This is a genomic window from Kitasatospora sp. NPDC056076 (genome assembly GCF_042266305.1).
Taxonomy (GTDB): Bacteria; Actinomycetota; Actinomycetes; order Streptomycetales; family Streptomycetaceae; genus Kitasatospora.
In genome coordinates this window covers 337,206-353,962 of the sequence record NZ_JBHJWG010000001.1, presented here as the reverse complement: position 1 = coordinate 353,962, position 16,757 = coordinate 337,206, and the positions used below count along the sequence as shown (strand labels likewise).

Here is a 16,757-nt window from a genome sequence, read left to right as displayed (position 1 = left end):
CCATGGACTGGACCGATCTGATCGACACCGCCTTCAAGATGGCGGGCAACAGCAACCAAGCCAACCGGGCCGAGGCGGTCCGCACCGTCGAGGCGTCCGTCATCGGGGGCGAGAAGCCCGTCGCCTCCACGGCCGGGCGCCATCCCGACCACTTCCGCAAGGGGGTGCTGGTCCTCACCACCCACCGGCTGCTCTTCCTGAAGGACGGGAAACCTCCGGTACCGGTTCCGCTCGCCGCCGTCACCGACGCCACCGTCGCCCGGACCAAGCTCAACGGCGAGGTGCTGACCGTCGTCGCGCTGACCGGCTCCCACCGCTTCGAGGACGTGGCGAAGGCCGAGGTCTTCGCCGAGCAGGTCCGCGAGGCCGCCCGCCTCGCCCGTACCTCCCCGCCCGCTCCGGCACCCGCTCCCGGGTCCCCGGCCGGCGAGCAGCTCATCGGCCAGTTGGAGCGCCTGGCCGCCCTCCGGGCCTCCGGCGCGCTCACCGACGAGGAGTTCACCCTCGCCAAGCAGCGCCTGCTCGGCTGAACCGGACCTACGGCGCCGGCTGGAAAGTGTTGAAGACGACGTCCCGGGCCGGGGCCTGCGCGGCCCACTGCGCGTCCGGGACGATCCAGTAGATCGAGTAGCCGTACTTGGCCGGACTGCCCGTCACGAAGCCGCGGTTGAGCGAGTGGCTCTTGGGCGTGCCGTTGGTCCACTCCCAGTCCGCCGCGTTGGTCCACTGCCGGTAGGTGATCGCCGCCAGGTTCACCCGCTGGTAGTTGGTCACCTGGCCGCGCACGTTCGGCTCGGACTCCTGCCAGTCGGCCAGGGCGCTCTCGCCGGGCGTGGTGGTCCACTCGATCCGCAGCTGGCTGCCGTCGGCGGAGTTCTTGAAGATCCGCCGGTTGGCCTCCGACCCGGCCGGCTGCAGCCAGTCCGGCAGCACGACCGAGAAGCCGCTCGGGTCCTGGTACGCGTGGAACCCGGCCGGCACCGCCCCACCGGGCGGGGTCGGCGCCGGGTCGCTCGACGCGGACGACGCCGACGGCTGCGGCTGCGGCTGCGGCTGTGCCGGGGTGGTGGCGGCCGGCGGCGGCACCGCGGCCGAGGACGGCGCCTCGGTGGGCGTGCCGCCCGGAGCCGGCGCACTGCCCGTCGCCGCCGGGCCCGCGCTCGGCGTGGCCTCCCCGGTGGTGGCGGCCGGCGAGGTGGCGCCCGCACTGTGCGTGCCGGCCCCCTTCGCCCCGGTGTCCCCGCTACCGACCGCCCGGACCACCGCGACGATCCCGGCGATCAGCAGCAGCACGACCACCACGGTCGCGATGGCCAGCCGCCGCCGTCCCTTGCGCGGATCGGCCCCGGCCGCCTGGGTCGCGCCCATCGTCCACTCACTGGTCACCGGCCGGATCGGCTCGGTCGCCGGCGCCGACGCGGCCGGATCGGCCGCCTCCGCCGGCTCCGCCACGGGCTCCACGGCCTTGGCCCGGCTCCCCACCCGGACCGTCCCCAGCAGCCCGCCCACGGTCCGCTTCGGCGTCTCCTTCGGCGTCTCCTCCGGAGCCGGGGCCTCCGGCGCGGCGCCCTCCCCGGCGGCATCCTTCTGCTCCGCCTTCTCCCCGCCCGCGACCGGCACCGCGTGCTCGGTGGTCGACTCCGCCCGCGCGGTCGCCTCCGCCACCACCCGCTTGAGCATGGAGCGGGTCTGCGTCGCGTCCAGCCGCTTCGCGGGGTCCTTCTCCAGCAGCCCCTCGATCACCGGCAGCAGCGGCCCGGCGTTCACCGGCGTGGTCAGGTCCTCGGTCATCACCGCGGTCAGGGTGGCCAGCGCCGACCCCCGGTCGTACGGCGGCCGCCCCTCGACCATCGCGTACAGCGTCCCGCCCAGCGACCACAGGTCGGCCGGCGGACCGGGCTTCTGCCCGCGCGCCCGCTCCGGGGATATGTACGAGGGCGCGCCGACCAGCATCCCGGTGGACGTCACCGAGGCGTCGCCCTCGACGCTGGCGATCCCGAAGTCGGTGAGCACGACCCGGCCGTCCTCGCCGATCAGCACGTTGGACGGCTTGACGTCCCGGTGCAGGATGCCCAGCGCGTGCGCCGCGATCAGCACGCCCAGCACGTCCAGCGCGATCTCCGCCGCCCGGGCGGGCGCCAGCGGCCCGTCCTCCCGCACGACGTCGGCCAACGAGCGGGACTCGACCAGCTCCATCACGATCCACGGCCGGTCGTCCTCGTCGACGACGTCGAAGACGGTCACCGCCGAGTTGTGCCGGATCCGCGCGGTGGCCTTCGCCTCGCGCAGCGTCCGGACGATCAGCCGGTGCTTCTCCTCCTCCTCGACGCTGGCGTTCATCCGCAGTTCCTTGACCGCGACGGTCCGGCCCAGCATCTCGTCCTCGGCGCGCCAGACAGTGCCCATGCCACCGCGTCCGAGCACGCCGTTCAGCCGGTAGCGGCCGGCCAGGAGGCGGCCGGTGGAACCCTGCGCCTGGGTCATTCGGAACGTTCCCCCATGTGCTGCTGGCGGTCGTGGTGACGGCGCGTCGGCCCGGCCCGGGCCCGAACGCCCAAGCCTCCATCATCCCCTGTCCGGGAAGGTGGCGGCCACCCGCCCCCCGTCCCAAGCCGGGACGAACCGGAACGGGTGCGACGCTCCGTGCCCGATCTGTGATCGAAAACTCGCCATGATCTGCCCGGAGCGCTGCTACCGTTCGGCAGCTCATCGTTTTTCCGGGGGGACTCGATGCCCATGACCGCACCCGCACCGGGCGCTGACGGCCCGTCGCCACGCCCGCGCACCGCCCAGCACTTCTCGGTGGCCCCGGTCCTGGACACCCCCGAGGGCTACGTCGCCCCCGGCATGCCCGGCGTCCCGGTCACCGGCTACACCCCCGACACCCCCACCCCCCGCCGCCGGGCCCCCCGCCGCCGCACCGCCCTGGCCCTCGCCCTCGCCCTGCTCGCCACGCTCCTCGGCGGCCTCGCCTACGGCTGCGCGCCCCTGCGCGCCGCCGACAGCCTCGGCTGGCTCACCATCGCCCAGGCCGGCCTGGTCGCCCTCCCCCTCGGCCGCCTGGGCGGCCGGAACCCGCTGCTCCCGCCCCTGGGCGCCCTCCTCGCCGCCGGCGCCCTCCTGCTCGGCCAACTCACCCAGCACCTGCGCCTGCTCCTCGCCACCACCCCCACCCCCCACCCGCTCCTCCCCCAGACCCTCACCGGCTGGCGCGGCGACCTCCGCCCCCTCGACCTGGCCTTCTACGCCATCGCCCTGATCGGCGGCTTCCTCCTCACCCGCCGCTCCGCCAACCGCACCTGATCCCCACCCCCGGGAACACCGACGGCCCGCTCCCCCCGGAGGGAGAACGGGCCGTGAGCCGAGGACCGGACCGTCAGCGGTGGTCCAGCGCCGGGTTGACCGTCACCTCGACCCGCTGGAACTCCTTCAGCTCCGTGTAGCCCGTGGTGGCCATCGCCCGGCGCAGCGCCCCGAACAGGTTCATCGTCCCGTCCGGAGTGTGCGAGGGCCCGGTCAGGATCTCCTCGGTGCTGCCGACCGTCCCGAGGTCGACCCGCTTCCCGCGCGGCAGCTCCTCGTGGACCGCCTCCATCCCCCAGTGGAAGCCCTTGCCCGGAGCGTCCGTCGCCCGCGCCAGCGCCGCCCCGATCATGACCGCGTCGGCACCGCAGGCCACCGCCTTCGGAATGTCGCCGCTGTACCCGACGCCACCGTCCGCGATCACGTGCACGTAGCGCCCGCCGGACTCGTCCATGTAGTCCCGACGCGCGGCCGCGACGTCCGCCACCGCGGTCGCCATCGGCACCTGGATCCCGAGCACGTTCCGGGTGGTGTGCGCGGCGCCCCCGCCGAAGCCCACCAGCACGCCGGCCGCGCCGGTCCGCATCAGGTGCAGCGCGGCGGTGTACGTGGCGCAGCCGCCGACGATCACCGGAACGTCCAGCTCGTAGATGAACTGCTTGAGGTTCAGCGGCTCGGCGGCGCTGGAGACGTGCTCGGCCGAGACGGTGGTGCCGCGGATGACGAAGACGTCGACCCCGGCGTCCACGACGGCCTTGGAGAACTCGGCGGTCCGCTGCGGGGAGAGCGCGGCGGCGGTGACGACGCCGGAGTCGCGGACCTCCTGGATCCGCTGCTTGATCAGCTCGGCGCGGATCGGCGCGGAGTAGATCTCCTGGAGGCGGCGGGTCGCGGTGGCCTCGTCGGTGATCGAGGCGATCTCGTCCAGCAGCGGCTGCGGGTCCTCGTAGCGGGTCCAGAGGCCTTCGAGGTTCAGCACGCCCAGGCCGCCGAGGCGACCGATGGCGATGGCCTGCTGCGGCGAGACCACGCTGTCCATGGGGGCGGCCAGGAACGGCAGCTCGAAGCGGTAGGCGTCGATCTGCCAGGCGATCGAGACCTCCTTCGGGTCACGCGTACGCCGGCTGGGGACGACGGCGATGTCGTCGAAGGCGTACGCCCGGCGGCCGCGCTTGCCTCGCCCGATCTCGATCTCAGTCACTTCGAGCCCTTCTGGTTTGTTGCTCATGCCCGCCGGGTCACCCCGGCCGCCCCCAGTATCCCGTACCAGCGCTGGTGGCGCCCCGACGGCCCGGTCCCCGGACGCGCGGAAGGGCCCGCCGTGGCGGGCCCTTCCGGGGTCGAGCGGGTCAGCGCGACGAGTAGTTCGGCGCCTCGACGGTCATCTGGATGTCGTGCGGGTGGCTCTCCTTGAGGCCCGCCGAGGTGATCCGGACGAAGCGGCCCTTGCTCTCCATCTCGGCGATGGTGGCGGCACCGACGTAGCCCATGGTCTGGCGCAGGCCGCCGACCAGCTGGTGCAGCACGGCCGACAGCGGGCCGCGGTACTGGACCTGGCCCTCGATGCCCTCGGGGACGAGCTTGTCGTCCGAGGCGACCTCGGCCTGGAAGTAGCGGTCCTTGGAGTAGGAGCGGCCCTGGCCGCGGGACTGCATGGCGCCCAGCGAGCCCATGCCGCGGTAGGACTTGAACTGCTTGCCGTTGATGAACAGCAGCTCGCCCGGGGACTCCTCGCAGCCGGCCAGCAGCGAGCCCAGCATCACGGTGTCGGCACCGGCGGCGAGCGCCTTGCCGATGTCGCCCGAGTACTGCAGGCCGCCGTCGCCGATGACCGGCACGCCGGCCGCCTGGCAGGCCAGCGCGGCCTCGTAGATGGCGGTGATCTGCGGGACGCCGATGCCGGCGACCACGCGGGTGGTGCAGATGGAGCCGGGGCCGACGCCGACCTTGACACCGTCCACGCCGGCGTCGATCAGCGCCTGGGCGCCGTCGCGGGTGGCGACGTTGCCGCCGACCACGTCGACCTTGACGGCGGACTTGATCTTCTCGATCCAGGCCAGCGCGTTGTGGCTGTGGCCGTGCGAGGTGTCGACGACCAGGAAGTCCACGCCCGCCTCGACCAGGGCCTGGGCCCGGTCGAAGGCCTCGGCGCTGGCACCGACGGCGGCGCCGACCAGCAGACGGCCCTCGGCGTCCTTGGCGGCGTTCGGGTACTGCTCGGCCTTGACGAAGTCCTTGACCGTGATCAGGCCCTTGATCCGGCCCTCGTCGTCGACCAGCGGGAGCTTCTCGATCTTGTGGCGGCGCAGCAGCGCCATCGCGTCCTCGCCGGAGATGCCGACCTTGCCGGTGATCAGCGGCATCGGGGTCATGATCTCGCGGACCCGGCGGGTGCGGTCCGACTCGAAGGCCATGTCGCGGTTGGTGACGATGCCGAGCAGCTTGCCGGACTCGTCGGCGATCGGGACGCCGGAGATGCGGAACTTGGCGCACAGCGCGTCGGCCTCGGCGAGCCTGGTGTCCGGGCCGACCGTGATCGGGTCGGTGACCATGCCGGACTCGGAGCGCTTCACCAGGTCGACCTGGTTGGCCTGGTCCTCGACCGACAGGTTGCGGTGCAGCACGCCGACGCCGCCCTGGCGGGCCATGGCGATGGCCATCCGCGCCTCGGTGACCTTGTCCATCGCCGCGGACAGCAGCGGGATGTTGACCCGGACGTTCCGGGAGACCCGCGAGGAGGTGTCGACCTGGTTCGGCAGCACCGCGGAGGCCCCGGGCAGCAGCAGGACGTCATCGAACGTGAGCCCGAGCATGGCGAACTTCTCGGGTACGCCTGCGGCGTTGTAAGACATTTGGGGGTACCTTCCGTGGCCGGCCTTATCCGCTCGCGCCCAGAGGGAGGGGGCGCGTTGATCGCTCACTCGCGCAGACGGCCGAAAGCCGGGTGGCTTGGAGGAAGCTCCAACGGAACCCCGTGTGCACCCGCAAAACTTTGGCAACCTGCCCAGGCGCCGATACCCCATGGTACTGGCACCGCGAATGTGCCCTCGTGTGCCCTTGACAACAAGCGCCCCCGCGGGCTCATTCCGCCCGGCCGGGCCCCCTGGCCTGCGCCTCCGGTCAGGAGGAGGCGGCGCCCGGCCTCAGGAGGACTCCTCCGCGAGCGCCCGCAGCCGGCTGAGCGCGCGGTGCTGGGCGACCCGGACGGCCCCCGGCGACATCCCGAGCACCTCACCGGTCTCCTCCGCCGACAGCCCGGCGGCCACCCGCAGCAGCACCAGCTCGCGCTGACGGGCCGGCAGGTTGGAGAGCAGTTCCTTGGCCCAGGCCGCGTCGCTGCTCAGCAGCGCCTGCTCCTCCGGGCCGAGCGCCTCGTCCGGCACCTCCGGCAGGTCGTCCTGCGGCACGACGGTGGAGCCGGGCCCGCGCATCGCGGCCCGCTGCAGATCGGCGATCTTGTGCGCGGCGATGCCGTAGACGAAGGCCTCGAACGGCCGCCCCTGGTCCTTGTACCGGGGCAGCGCGCACAGCACCGCGACACAGACCTCCTGGGCCACGTCGTCCACGTGGTGCCGGGCCCCGCCGGGCAGCCGGACCAGCCGGGCGCGGCAGTACCGCAGCGCCAGCGGGTGGACGTAGGCGAGCAGCGCGTCGATCGCCGGGCCCTCGCCGCGCACGGCGGCCGCGACCAGTTCGCCCACCAGGGGGGAGCCGCCCGTGCCGAGCACCGGCGGGCGGCCCGGACCGTCCCCGGTCACGGAGTCGCCGGATTCCGCGTACGCGTCACGACCCGGGTCGGAGGGCTCGGCCTCACCCGGGTCCGCCTGGCCGGCCGCACCGGCGACATCGTCGCGCATCGGTCCATGGTGCCTGGTCGATCGGGAAAACGCGGCACCGCGTCCGGAGTTGTGCACCGGAACGTTATGCGCTGCGGCACCGTGCGGCGTGCCGCGCACCACCGGCCCCTCCTGCACCGTGCCGCCTCCCGCCGCGCCGCCGTGGGTGGTCCTGTCCGTCGCGCCGTCCGCCGAGTGTCCTGCGGCTGCGTGGTTCGCCGCAGTGCCTGTCCGCTGGTCCCCGAGGTGCTCCACTCCTCCATGGTGCAACCTCGGGACCGTAACGTCACACGCCCGTGCGGCGTCCGCTCCGGAATTCGAGGGCGGCGCGCCGCGGCCGGCGGCGCCGCCGACGGTCAGCGGACCAGGCCCCAGCGGAAACCCAGCGCCACCGCGTGCGCACGGTCGGAGGCGCCGAGCTTCTTGAACAGCCGTCGGGCGTGGGTCTTGACGGTGTCCTCGGACAGGAACAGCTCGCGCCCGATCTCGGCGTTGCTGCGCCCGTGGCTCATGCCCTCCAGCACCTGGATCTCACGCGCCGTCAAGGTCGGTGCCGCGCCCATGTCGGGGCTGCGCAGCCGGCGCGGGGCGAGCCGCCAGGTCGGGTCGGCGAGGGCCTGGGTGACGGTGGCCCGCAGCTCGGCGCGCGAGGCGTCCTTGTGCAGGTACCCGCGGGCACCCGCGGCCACCGCGAGCGCGACCCCGTCGAGGTCCTCGGCGACGGTGAGCATGATGATCCGCGCGCCCGGATCGGCGGACAGCAGCCGCCGGACGGTCTCGACCCCGCCGAGGCCGGGCATCCGGACGTCCATCAGGACGAGATCGGAGCGGTCGGCCACCCAGCGGCGGAGGACCTCCTCCCCGTTCGTCGCGGTGGTGACCCGGTCCACACCGGGTACGGTCGCGACGGCGCGGCGAAGCGCCTCGCGGGCGAGCGGGGAATCGTCGCAAACGAGAACGGAAGTCATGACCGTCGTCCTCCGCAGCTGATCCGCGTCACGTTGAGCCTCCTGGCTGGTACGAACCTCTCCGACACGGCCGATCGGCGACGGACTTCGTCCTGATCGCCCCGACTTGCCCGCGATCGTTCCCGACGTCCGGCGCCCGCTAACCGCCTCCGCACTACCAACGACCGTCACTCGAATGAGTTACGGCCTTCGGGCCATCTCCACCACTGTACGTGGCCAACCCATTACCGATCAGCCGCATCGCGGTGCACACGCCGCACTTTTACGCAGCTCGCGCGCGGTGGGCGCACGACCCGCACGCCGGTACGGGTCGTCGCGCGCCCGTCGACCACCCGATTGCCACACCCCGCGCCCGTCGAACCCCTTGCCCACTTTGCCCGTTTTTATAGCTTTCGTATGGTCATTGACTGTTGTGCCAGTGTGTGGGTGACTTGTCCATGGAGTTGCCTTAAGTCATATTTCCAGGTGTCCACACCAGCGCGGGACGCCCCGCCGGGCACCGTTCGGCAGCAGCCCGCCGAAACGCCCGGCCGCCGCCGACCGCCTCTGAAGGGAATGAGCCATGGCAGATTTCTCCCGCCTCCCCGGTCCCAACGCGGACCTCTGGGACTGGCAGCTCTCGGCGGCCTGCCGCGGCGTGGACAGCTCGCTCTTCTTCCACCCGGAGGGTGAGCGCGGAGCGGCCCGCAGTTCGCGCGAGACCAGCGCCAAGGAGGTCTGCATGCGCTGCCCGGTGATCGCCGAGTGCGCGGCGCACGCCCTGGCGGTCCGCGAGCCGTACGGGGTCTGGGGCGGGATGACCGAGGACGAGCGCGAGGAGATGCTGGGCCGCTCGCGGCACCGCCTGGTGGAGGTCCCGTTGACCCCGCCGGCGGTCGCGCACCGTTAGACCCGCGTCCGCGGCGCGCCGTGAAGAAACGTTCCTTCGCGGCGCATCAGGCCGCTCCGCCCCCTTCCGGGGAACCCGGTCACCGATCGTCAGCGATCGGCGGCCGCACCCGCCAGCCGCTCCCGCATCAGCGCGACGGCCGGCACCTCGGCCAGGTCCGGCAGGGTGAGCGCCACCACCTGGCGCACCGCCGGCGCCCCCGAGGCCGTCCGCACCGGAACCGTCGACACGCCGTCAGGACGCACCGACTGGAGGGCCAGCCGGGGCAGCACCGCCACCCCGAGCCCGGCCGCCACCAGGCCGACCACCGCCGGGTAGTCGTCGGTCGCGAAGTCGATCCGGGGCTCGAAACCCGCCCCCGCGCACAGCTCCACCAGGTGCCCCCGGCACTGCGGGCAGCCGGCGATCCACTGCTCCCCCGCCAGCTCCGCCAGCTCCACCGGACCGCCCCGCCCGGCCAGCGGGTGGGCGGCCGGCAGCAGGCCCACCAGCGGGTCGTCCAGCAGCGGGGTGACCACCAGGTCGGACCAGTCGGTGCCGGCCGACAGCTGCTGGGCCTCCAGGTTCGCCTCGGCCCGGGCCTCGCGCGGCGTACCGTGCGCGGGGGCGGGCGCCGCGGCCGCACCGTCGGACTGCGGGTAGCGGAAGGCCAGTGCGATCTCGCACTCGCCGCCGCGCAGCATCGCCAGCGACTCCGGCGGCTCGGCCTCGACCAGCGACACGCGCACCCCCGGATGGCTGTCCCGCAGGCGGGCGACCGCGGGCGGCACCAGGGTGGAACTCGCGGTCGGGAAGGAGACCAGCCGCACCCGGCCGGCCCGCAGCCCGGCGATCGCGGCCACCTCCTCCTCGGCGGCGGAGAGCCCGGCCAGGATCCCGGTGGCATGCTTGAGCAGCACCCGCCCGGCCTCGCTGAGCTGCATCCCGCGGCCCGAGCGGACCACCAGCGGGGTGTCCACCGACTTCTCCAGGGCCTTCATCTGCTGGCTGATGGCGGGCTGGGTGCACCCCAGCTCGCGGGCGGCGGCGGAGAAGGAGCCGGTGCGGGCGACGGCACGCAGGACGCGCAGGTGGCGGGCCTCGATCATCCCTCAGTTATAAGGCAATCTTTGCATTCTGCAAAATTCTACTGATAGTTGAAGCCTCAAGCGCACCCACCGAACAACAGCCGGAGGCCCGGCCCACTCCCTCGGGGGAGTGGGCCGGGCCTCCGGTCAGGCGTCGGTGCCTCAGTGCGAGTGGCCGTGGCCGCCGTGCGAGTGACCGGCGTCGGCCTCCTCCTCCTTCTTCTCCACCACGAGGGTCTCGGTGGTGAGGAGCAGGGAGGCGATCGAGGCGGCGTTCTCCAGCGCGGAGCGGGTGACCTTGACCGGGTCGATGACGCCGGCCTTCAGCAGGTCGCCGTACTCACCGGTGGCCGCGTTGAAGCCGTGACCGGCCTCCAGCTCGGCGACCTTGTGGGTGATGACGTAGCCCTCGAGGCCGGCGTTCTGGGCGATCCAGCGCAGCGGCTCGTGCAGCGCCTTGCGGACCACGGCGACACCGGTGGCCTCGTCACCCGACAGGCCCAGGCCGTCGTTCAGCACCTTGGCGGCGTGCACCAGCGAGGCGCCACCGCCGGCGACGATGCCCTCCTCGACCGCGGCGCGGGTCGCCGAGATGGCGTCCTCCAGGCGGTGCTTGCGCTCCTTGAGCTCCACCTCGGTGGCGGCGCCGACCTTGATGACGCAGACGCCGCCGGCCAGCTTGGCCAGGCGCTCCTGCAGCTTCTCGCGGTCCCAGTCGGAGTCGGTCGCGGCGATCTCGCCCTTGATCTGGGCGACGCGGCCGGCCACGGCCTCGGAGTCACCGGCACCGTCGACGACGGTGGTGTCGTCCTTGGTGATGGTCACGCGGCGGGCGGTGCCCAGCACGTCCAGACCGGCCTGGTCGAGCTTGAGGCCGACCTCCTCGGAGATGACCGTGCCGCCGGTGAGGACGGCCAGGTCGCCGAGGATCGCCTTGCGGCGGTCGCCGAAGCCCGGGGCCTTGACGGCGACGGCGTTGAAGGTGCCGCGGATCTTGTTCACGACCAGGGTCGACAGCGCCTCGCCGTCGACGTCCTCGGCGATGATCAGCAGCGGCTTGGAGGCACCGCTCTGCAGGATCTTCTCCAGCAGCGGCAGCAGCTCCTGGATGGAGGAGATCTTGCCCTGGTTGATCAGGATGTACGGGTCCTCGAGGACCGCTTCCTGGCGCTCGGCGTCGGTGACGAAGTACGGCGACAGGTAGCCCTTGTCGAACTGCATGCCCTCGGTGAAGTCCAGCTCCACGCCGAAGGTGTTCGACTCCTCGACGGTGATGACACCGTCCTTGCCGACCTTGTCGATCGCCTCGGCGATCAGCTCGCCGACCTGGGTGTCCTGCGCGGAGAGGGACGCGACGGCGGCGACGTCGTCCTTGCCCTCGATCTCGCGGGCGATGGACAGCAGGTGCTCGGAGACGGCGGCGACGGCCTTGTCGATGCCCTTCTTGAGGGCGGCCGGGCCGGCACCGGCGGCGACGTTGCGCAGACCCTCGTTGACCAGGGCCTGGGCCAGCACGGTGGCGGTGGTGGTGCCGTCACCCGCGACGTCGTTGGTCTTGGTGGCGACCTCCTTGACGAGCTGCGCGCCAAGGTTCTCGTACGGGTCGTCCAGCTCGACCTCACGGGCGATGGTGACACCGTCGTTGGTGATGGTCGGGGCGCCGAACTTCTTGTCGATGACGACGTTGCGGCCCTTGGGGCCGATGGTCACCTTGACGGTGTCGGCCAGCTTGTTGACACCGCGCTCCAGCGAGCGGCGGGCGTCCTCGTCGAACTGCAGGATCTTCGCCATGTTCCCTATTCCCTCGGGGCTGCGGCCGGCCGGCCGCCGAACTACGTGAACCAACAACCACGCCCCGGGCCCCTGTCACTAGGGACACGGATCCGGGGCGGGTCGGAACGACTTACTTCTCGATGATGGCGAGAACGTCGCGGGCGGAGAGGACGAGGTACTCCTCGCCCTGGTACTTCACCTCAGTGCCGCCGTACTTCGAGTACAGGACGATGTCACCCACGGCGACGTCGAGCGGCAGACGCTGGCCGTCCTCGAAGCGGCCCGGGCCGACAGCCAGGACGACGCCCTCCTGGGGCTTCTCCTTGGCGGTGTCCGGGATAACCAGGCCGGAGGCCGTGGTGGTCTCGGCGTCGAGCGGCTGGACCACAATGCGGTCCTCGAGCGGCTTGATGGCAACCTTGCTGCTGGTGGTCACGTCCGAGCTCCCCTTCGGAGATTACGGGGTTTTCTAACGGGTAGGGGCGAACCTGCGTACCTGCCGTCGCGGGGGTCAGGCACACGTCTTCGCATTAGCACTCCCCCAGTGGGGAGTGCCAAGGACGACCATAGGCTGCCGTTAGCACTCAGTCAACCAGAGTGCCAACGACGCGCCCTGCGGGCTCGACCCGCGGACGAGCGGCCACACTCCGGATCCACTCCCCGGGCCCCGCCGGCGACGCCGTTCACGCCGACGCTGCCGGCCCTGCTGACGGGCCGACCGGTCAGAATGACCTGGTGGACACCGAGAACCTCCAGCCCCTGCTGACCCCCGAGGGTCAGGCCCTGCTCGCCGAGCTGCGCGAGTTCACCCCCGAGGAGGAGCTGGCGCTGGCCACCCGGCTGCGGCGGGAGCACCCGGCGGAGCTGGTGTCGGCGGCGTTCGGCCAGGCGCGGCTGCGGCAGCGGGCGCGGGCGAAGTTCGGGGCGGACGCCGACCTGATGTACTTCACGCCCAACGGGGTCGAGCAGTCCACCCGGCGCAGCGTGGCCGAGTGGCGGGCCCGCCGCTTCGCCGAGCTGGGCGTACGGCGCCTGGCGGACCTCTGCTGCGGCATCGGCGGGGACGTGCTGGCCCTGGCCCGGGCCGGGATCCGGGTGCTGGCCGTCGACAAGGACCCGGCGGCCTGCGCCGCCACCGCCGCCAACGCCGCCGCGCTGGGCCTGTCGGAGCTGGTGGAGGTGCGCTGCGCGGACGTCGCCGAGGTGGACGTCACCGGCTACGACGCGGTGTTCACCGACCCGGCGCGGCGCACCTCGCGCGGCCGGGTGTTCGACCCGGAGGCGTACGCCCCGCCGCTGTCCTGGGCGGTCGAGGCCGGGCGGCGGACCCCGATCGGCGCGTTGAAGGTCGCCCCGGGCATCCCGCACGAGGCCGTCCCGGCGGACGCCGAGGCCGAGTGGGTCTCCGACCACGGGGACGTCAAGGAGGCGGTGCTCTGGTTCGGCACCGGGGCGGTCCGCCCGCACCGCGCGACCCTGCTGCCGCACGGCGACAGCCTGACCGGCGGCGACCTGCCCGACCCGCCGGCCGGCCCGGTCGGGCGCTACCTGTACGAGCCGGACGGCGCGGTGATCCGGGCGCACCTGGTGGCCGAGGTGGCCGGGCAGGTCGACGGCCGGCTGATCGACCCGAAGATCGCCTACGTGACCTCGGACCGCCTGGTCGCCACCCCGTACGCGCACGCCTTCGAACTCACCGACGTGCTCCCGTACAACGTCAAGAAGCTGAAGGCACTGCTGCGCGAGCGCGCGGTCGGCACGGTGGTGATCAAGAAGCGCGGGATGGCGATCACCCCGGAGGAACTGCGCCGCCAGCTCAAGCCCTCCGGGCCGAACTCCGTCACGGTGATCCTCAGCCGCACCGACAACGGGCCGCTGATGATGCTGGGCCGGCCGGTCTGAGCGGACAGGGCCTAGGGTTCGTCTTCAAACTCCCGTCGTCCGCCCGGAGGGCGGGCGGGGCGGCGTTGGGGTGCGTGCATCGCAAGGCGGAGGAGGGAGCCCAATGCAGCGCATTGGCGACCGACGACAACGCGGCGAGGCGCGTGCCCCGGCGTCGCCCCGCAGACGGGAGTTTGAAGACGGACCCTAGGAGGCCGGCGCCTGGATGTAGTCCTCCAGCCGGGCCACCGAGAAGCCCTGCTCCTGGATCCGGGCCAGCAGGTCCGCGAACATCTGGGTCATGGTGGCGCCCTTGAGCTCCTTGGGGCCGCGGAAGTGCGCCAGGATGATGTCGCCGGACTTCAGCTTCTTGTCGCCCGCCTGGTACTGCATGTCGTGGATCTGCATCGACTCGCGCCACAGCACGATCGCGCGCGGGCCGCACTGCTGCACCGAGGTGTTGAGCATCGGGGTGTTGGCGCCGTCGCCGAACGGCGGGCGGAACAGCAGCGGGGCGGTGCCGTACTGCTGGGTGAGCGCGGCCTGGTCCTCGCAGATCTCGGACTTCTGCTTGTCGGCCGACAGCTTGCTCATCACCGGGTGGGTGACGGTGTGGTTCTGGATGTGGTTGCCCAGTGCCTGGAGCGGCTTGAAGTAGCCGTAGTCGTTCTTGACGATGTCCTTGGTCAGGAACATCGAGATCGGCACCTTGAGGTCGGTCAGCATCTCGACGAACTTCGGGTCCTTCTCGGCGCCGTCGTCGATGGTGATGAAGACGACCTTGTCGGTGGTCTTCACGTCGCTGAACACCGGTACGGTGCCGGTGCGTTCGAGCTTGACGGGCTTGTCGGCGGGCGGCGCGGGGGCCGGGGCGAGCGGCTTGAGGTTCCACTTCGCCCAGGCCGCGGCGTCGCCCTGGGCCGGGGCCGCGCCGGGCGTGGTGGCCGCGGCGCTGGGGGTGCCGCCGGCGGGCGGCCGGGTCTGCTCCGCCGTCCCGGCCGTGCTCGCGGCCGGGGCGGCGCTGCCGCCGCCCCCGTTGTCGCCGCACGCGGTGGCGAAGGCCAGCAGGGCCACCGCCCCCGCCACGTACGTCCTGGTCCTGCTCCGCCCGTCCCTGTTCACCGCACCGCGCTCCCGGTCCCGTCCAGCGTTCTCTCAGCTATGCACGGTAGCGCCGCCGCGGCGGTTCCCGTTCGGGCCCTACTCGACGTGGTCGCTGGTGAAGGACCAGCGGTGCACCGGGCGGCCCAGCAGTTCGGCCGGCGGGTCGGCGACCGGCACGGGCGCACCGCTCCACCAGGTGATCAGCAGCACCCGCTCACCGGGGGCGGAGAGCAGTTCGAGGCGCTCCAGCCCGGCCGCGCCGCGCAGTGCGGGAAGAGCGGACTCCCTTGCCCAGGCGGCGAGTTCGGCCCCGCGGCCGTCCGCCGCGCGGGCCTCCCACATCGCGGCGACGGTCACGCGGTGCCGCCGCCGAGGGCCTGGTAGGCCTGGCCGTGGACGTCGCCGTGCCCGGCTCCCCCGGCCGGGACGTGGACGTCGGTGACGGGCAGCGAGGAGTCCGCGGACAGCTCGAAGGCGGAGGGGGTGCGGCCGCGCCACACCATCTCGGAGCCCAGCGCCGCCACCATCGCGCCGTTGTCGGTGCACAGGCCCGGCCGGGGCACCCGCAGCCGGATGCCGGCCCGGTCGCAGCGCTGCTGGGCCATCTCGCGCAGCCGGGAGTTGGCCGCGACGCCGCCGCCGATCATCAGGTGGTCGACGCCGCTGTCCTTGCAGGCCTTGACGGCCTTGCGGGTGAGCACGTCGGTGACGGCCTCCTGGAAGGAGGCGGCGACGTCGGCGATCGGCACCTCCTCGCCGGCCCGGCGCTTGGCCTCCACCCAGCGGGCGACGGCGGTCTTCAGGCCGGAGAAGGAGAAGTCGTACGCGGGGTCGTTCTTCCCCGTCAGGCCGCGCGGGAAGGCGATCGCCTTCGGGTCGCCCTCGCGGGCCTTCCGGTCGACGATCGGGCCGCCGGGGAAGCCCAGGCCGAGCACCCGGGCGACCTTGTCGAAGGCCTCGCCGGCCGCGTCGTCGATGGTCGCGCCGAGCGGGCGGACGTCGGTGGTGATGTCCTCGCTGAGCAGCAGCGAGGAGTGCCCGCCGGAGACCAGCAGGGCCATCGTCGGCGAGGGCAGCCGGCCGTGCTCCAGCTGGTCGACGCAGATGTGCGAGGCGAGGTGGTTGACCCCGTACAGCGGCTTGTCGAGCGCCCAGGCGTACGCCTTGGCCGCGCTGACGCCGACCAGCAGCGCGCCCGCCAGGCCGGGGCCGGCGGTGACGGCGATGCCGTCCAGGTCACTGGCCTTGATGCCGGCGGTGTCCAGGGCGCGCTGGATGGTCGGGACCATCGCCTCCAGGTGGGCGCGGCTGGCGATCTCCGGGACGACGCCGCCGAAGCGGGCGTGGTCGTTGACGCTGGAGGCGACCGCGTCGGCCAGCAGCGTGGTGCCGCGCACGATGCCGACGCCGGTCTCGTCGCAGGAGGTCTCGATGCCGAGGACGAGCGGTTCGTCAGCCATGGGGGGTGTCCTTCGGTTCCTTCGGGTCAGTGCTGGGGTGTTCGAGGCGCATCACCAGCGCGTCGACGTTGGCGGGCTGGTAGTAGCCGCGCCGGATGCCCACCGGTTCGAAGCCGTGGCGCTCGTACAGCCGCTGGGCGCGCTGGTTGTCCACCCGCACCTCCAGCAGCAGGTCGGCGCAGCCGCGCCGGGCGGCCTCGTGGATCAGGTCGGTGAGCAGGGCGGTGCCGAGGCCGGCGCCCTGGTGGCGCTCGTCCACGGCGATGGTCTGGACGTCGCCGTCACCGGCGACGGCCATCAGACCGGCGTAGCCGACGATCGTGCCGTCCGCGGCGGTGGCGACCGAGTAGTGGCGGGTGCCGCCGGGGTGGGCCTCGGCGAGCTCGGACCAGAACATCCCGGAGGACCAGGCGTCCTCGGGGAACAGCCTGAGCTCCAGGTCCAGCACCGGCTCGATGTCCCACCAGCGCATCGGG

Annotated in this window: 16 protein-coding genes; 4 read left to right on the top strand and 12 right to left on the bottom strand. The window is 72.8% G+C overall.

Annotation, left to right across the window (positions count from 1 at the left end; genetic code table 11):
- Positions 1-2: 2 nt before the first annotated feature.
- Positions 3-530 (top strand): SHOCT domain-containing protein, encoded by a 528-nt coding sequence (locus tag ACFC1T_RS01750; RefSeq protein ID WP_375882160.1) that lies wholly within the window; start codon positions 3-5, stop codon positions 528-530.
- 7 nt (positions 531-537) lie between these two features.
- Here the strand turns inward: ACFC1T_RS01750 and ACFC1T_RS01745 are convergent, their stop codons facing one another.
- Complete coding sequence (locus tag ACFC1T_RS01745) at positions 538-2,484, bottom strand: serine/threonine-protein kinase (protein ID WP_375882157.1); 1,947 nt, start codon at positions 2,482-2,484, stop codon at positions 538-540.
- Between the two features lie 252 nt (positions 2,485-2,736).
- Between ACFC1T_RS01745 and ACFC1T_RS01740 the strand changes: the two genes are divergently transcribed.
- Positions 2,737-3,303, top strand: coding sequence for a hypothetical protein (locus ACFC1T_RS01740; RefSeq protein WP_375882154.1), 567 nt, complete (start codon positions 2,737-2,739; stop codon positions 3,301-3,303).
- Positions 3,304-3,376: 73 nt separating this feature from the next.
- On the opposite strand, the gene ACFC1T_RS01735 is transcribed toward ACFC1T_RS01740, so the two are convergent.
- The 4 genes from ACFC1T_RS01735 to ACFC1T_RS01720 form a co-directional block, all read right to left on the bottom strand.
- Positions 3,377-4,504, bottom strand: a complete 1,128-nt coding sequence (locus tag ACFC1T_RS01735) for a GuaB3 family IMP dehydrogenase-related protein (protein WP_375882152.1) — start codon at positions 4,502-4,504, stop codon at positions 3,377-3,379.
- Between the two features lie 148 nt (positions 4,505-4,652).
- Positions 4,653-6,155 carry an IMP dehydrogenase gene (gene guaB / locus ACFC1T_RS01730; RefSeq protein WP_375882150.1) on the bottom strand — a complete coding sequence of 501 codons (1,503 nt, stop codon included), beginning with the start codon at positions 6,153-6,155 and terminating at the stop codon, positions 4,653-4,655.
- A 291-nt stretch (positions 6,156-6,446) separates the two neighbouring features.
- On the bottom strand, positions 6,447-7,160 hold the full coding sequence (gene shbA, locus ACFC1T_RS01725; RefSeq protein WP_375882147.1) for an RNA polymerase sigma factor ShbA: 714 nt from the start codon (positions 7,158-7,160) through the stop codon (positions 6,447-6,449).
- Between the two features lie 335 nt (positions 7,161-7,495).
- The gene (locus ACFC1T_RS01720) at positions 7,496-8,107 is read right to left on the bottom strand and encodes a response regulator transcription factor (RefSeq protein ID WP_014136228.1); all 612 of its coding nucleotides are present in this window, start codon (positions 8,105-8,107) and stop codon (positions 7,496-7,498) included.
- 562 nt (positions 8,108-8,669) lie between these two features.
- On the opposite strand from ACFC1T_RS01720, the gene ACFC1T_RS01715 reads away from it, so the two are divergent.
- A complete protein-coding gene (locus ACFC1T_RS01715) occupies positions 8,670-8,996 on the top strand; it encodes a WhiB family transcriptional regulator (RefSeq protein WP_375882144.1) in 327 nt (108 codons plus the stop codon).
- Between the two features lie 89 nt (positions 8,997-9,085).
- Here the strand turns inward: ACFC1T_RS01715 and ACFC1T_RS01710 are convergent, their stop codons facing one another.
- The 3 genes from ACFC1T_RS01710 to groES form a co-directional block, all read right to left on the bottom strand.
- On the bottom strand, positions 9,086-10,084 hold the full coding sequence (locus tag ACFC1T_RS01710) for a LysR family transcriptional regulator (RefSeq protein WP_375882141.1): 999 nt from the start codon (positions 10,082-10,084) through the stop codon (positions 9,086-9,088).
- 141 nt (positions 10,085-10,225) lie between these two features.
- Positions 10,226-11,854, bottom strand: coding sequence for a chaperonin GroEL (gene groL / locus ACFC1T_RS01705; protein WP_375882138.1), 1,629 nt, complete (start codon positions 11,852-11,854; stop codon positions 10,226-10,228).
- Positions 11,855-11,966: 112 nt separating this feature from the next.
- A complete protein-coding gene (gene groES / locus ACFC1T_RS01700; RefSeq protein WP_014136232.1) occupies positions 11,967-12,272 on the bottom strand; it encodes a co-chaperone GroES in 306 nt (101 codons plus the stop codon).
- A gap of 296 nt (positions 12,273-12,568) precedes the next feature.
- On the opposite strand from groES, the gene ACFC1T_RS01695 reads away from it, so the two are divergent.
- Positions 12,569-13,738, top strand: a complete 1,170-nt coding sequence (locus ACFC1T_RS01695; protein ID WP_375882358.1) for a methyltransferase domain-containing protein — start codon at positions 12,569-12,571, stop codon at positions 13,736-13,738.
- Positions 13,739-13,924: 186 nt separating this feature from the next.
- On the opposite strand, the gene ACFC1T_RS01690 is transcribed toward ACFC1T_RS01695, so the two are convergent.
- From ACFC1T_RS01690 to rimI, 4 genes are all read right to left on the bottom strand, one after another.
- Positions 13,925-14,839 (bottom strand): polysaccharide deacetylase family protein, encoded by a 915-nt coding sequence (locus ACFC1T_RS01690; RefSeq protein WP_375882134.1) that lies wholly within the window; start codon positions 14,837-14,839, stop codon positions 13,925-13,927.
- Positions 14,840-14,917: 78 nt separating this feature from the next.
- Positions 14,918-15,178: a hypothetical protein gene (locus ACFC1T_RS01685; RefSeq protein ID WP_375882131.1), complete on the bottom strand. Its 261-nt coding sequence runs from the start codon at positions 15,176-15,178 to the stop codon at positions 14,918-14,920.
- Positions 15,175-16,281, bottom strand: a complete 1,107-nt coding sequence (tsaD, locus tag ACFC1T_RS01680) for a tRNA (adenosine(37)-N6)-threonylcarbamoyltransferase complex transferase subunit TsaD (RefSeq protein WP_375882129.1) — start codon at positions 16,279-16,281, stop codon at positions 15,175-15,177. The genes ACFC1T_RS01685 and tsaD overlap by 4 nt, the downstream gene beginning before the upstream one ends.
- Positions 16,274-16,753 (bottom strand): ribosomal protein S18-alanine N-acetyltransferase, encoded by a 480-nt coding sequence (gene rimI, locus ACFC1T_RS01675; protein WP_375882355.1) that lies wholly within the window; start codon positions 16,751-16,753, stop codon positions 16,274-16,276. Before rimI ends, tsaD begins: the two co-directional genes overlap by 8 nt.
- Positions 16,754-16,757: the final 4 nt, after the last annotated feature.

What these genes read in the sequence shown, in the direction of transcription:
- ACFC1T_RS01750 (WP_375882160.1), top strand. Translation starts at nt 3, where the DNA reads ATGGACTGGACCGATCTGATCGACACCGCCTTCAAGATGGCGGGCAAC.
- ACFC1T_RS01745 (WP_375882157.1), bottom strand. Translation starts at nt 2,484, where the DNA reads ATGACCCAGGCGCAGGGTTCCACCGGCCGCCTCCTGGCCGGCCGCTAC.
- ACFC1T_RS01740 (WP_375882154.1), top strand. Translation starts at nt 2,737, where the DNA reads ATGACCGCACCCGCACCGGGCGCTGACGGCCCGTCGCCACGCCCGCGC.
- guaB (WP_375882150.1), bottom strand. Translation starts at nt 6,155, where the DNA reads ATGTCTTACAACGCCGCAGGCGTACCCGAGAAGTTCGCCATGCTCGGG.
- shbA (WP_375882147.1), bottom strand. Translation starts at nt 7,160, where the DNA reads ATGCGCGACGATGTCGCCGGTGCGGCCGGCCAGGCGGACCCGGGTGAG.
- ACFC1T_RS01720 (WP_014136228.1), bottom strand. Translation starts at nt 8,107, where the DNA reads ATGACTTCCGTTCTCGTTTGCGACGATTCCCCGCTCGCCCGCGAGGCG.
- ACFC1T_RS01715 (WP_375882144.1), top strand. Translation starts at nt 8,670, where the DNA reads ATGGCAGATTTCTCCCGCCTCCCCGGTCCCAACGCGGACCTCTGGGAC.
- ACFC1T_RS01710 (WP_375882141.1), bottom strand. Translation starts at nt 10,084, where the DNA reads ATGATCGAGGCCCGCCACCTGCGCGTCCTGCGTGCCGTCGCCCGCACC.
- groL (WP_375882138.1), bottom strand. Translation starts at nt 11,854, where the DNA reads ATGGCGAAGATCCTGCAGTTCGACGAGGACGCCCGCCGCTCGCTGGAG.
- tsaD (WP_375882129.1), bottom strand. Translation starts at nt 16,281, where the DNA reads ATGGCTGACGAACCGCTCGTCCTCGGCATCGAGACCTCCTGCGACGAG.
- rimI (WP_375882355.1), bottom strand. Translation starts at nt 16,753, where the DNA reads ATGCGCTGGTGGGACATCGAGCCGGTGCTGGACCTGGAGCTCAGGCTG.